This window comes from Bilifractor sp. HCP3S3_D3, from assembly GCF_052063915.1.
Taxonomy (GTDB): domain Bacteria; phylum Bacillota; class Clostridia; order Lachnospirales; family Lachnospiraceae; genus Bilifractor.
Map to the genome: position 1 here is coordinate 1 of NZ_JBQHWP010000050.1, position 1,041 is coordinate 1,041.

General features: G+C 49.4%; 2 tRNA genes and 2 rRNA genes. All 4 read right to left on the reverse strand.

From position 1 onward, the window contains the following. A 23S ribosomal RNA gene (locus ACTNDI_RS13960) occupies positions 1-418 on the reverse strand; the annotation flags it as partial. Between the two features lie 329 nt (positions 419-747). Further along, positions 748-821 (reverse strand) — tRNA-Ile (locus ACTNDI_RS13965). A 36-nt stretch (positions 822-857) separates the two neighbouring features. Next, positions 858-930: transfer RNA gene (locus tag ACTNDI_RS13970), tRNA-Ala, on the reverse strand. Positions 931-937: 7 nt separating this feature from the next. After that, a 5S ribosomal RNA gene (rrf, locus tag ACTNDI_RS13975) occupies positions 938-1,041 on the reverse strand; the annotation flags it as partial.

The following is a 1,041-nucleotide window of genomic DNA, read 5'->3' on the forward strand; positions in this document are numbered from 1 at the left end:
GTCCCGTGGTACTCTGGTGCAGCCTTGTCTGCTTCCGGTTTCGCCTACGCGTCTCTCACGCTCTATGGATAAGTTTCCCAAACTTATTCGGCTGCCTTCTTCAGTACGTTCTGGCTGTCCGCAACCCCGGAATGCATGCACTCCGGTTTGGCCTCTGTCCCGTTCGCTCGCCGCTACTTAGGACATCGAGTTTTCTTTCTTTTCCTCTGCCTACTTAGATGTTTCAGTTCAGCAGGTCTCCCTCCATACACTATGGATTCATGCATGGATGCATGAGGTTTGCTCATGCGGGTTTCCCCATTCGGACATCCGCGGATCAATGACTATGTACGTCTCCCCGCGGCTTTTCGCAGTTAATCACGTCCTTCTTCGGCTCTCAGTGCCAAGGCATCCGCCCTGCGCCCTTTATGTTTGACCTATTGTAAAATGGCCGTGCCTTCAGATCTTAGCGTAGACCTTTCCGGCACTCCTGAACTTCAGATTTCTCTGACCTTCAGGCTTTTGCATAAATTGCATTTCGGATAACACTCCGGCAAAAGAATGTTATCCATGAAACGTTCATCGGAATCATTTCTGCTTCCTCTGTAACGCCTCGGATGTCTTCCTATCTTCGTGAACAATTTCAAAATCTTTTGATTTTTCGATTGTGCTTTGGATTTCTTTTTGGAATCGTTTGTGTATTCAGTTTTCAAGGTACGTATCTGATCAGTGTGTACTGACCTCTGGGCTTAATTTCTTAAGTCCAAGTGGGCTTAAGTAGACTCGAACTACCGACCTCACGCTTATCAGGCGTGCGCTCTAACCGGCTGAGCTATAAGCCCTTTTCTGTTTTTGATGCATATGTGATTCATATGCAGTGGAGATGAAGAGATTCGAACTCTCGACCCCCTGCTTGCAAGGCAGGTGCTCTCCCAACTGAGCTACATCCCCGTAAGGATGCTGGCGGCCGCCTATCTTTCCATACTGTCTCCGGCATAGTATTTTCGGCCGCCCGGGTCTTAACCATCGTGTTCGGAATGGGAACGGGTGTCTCCCCCGGGC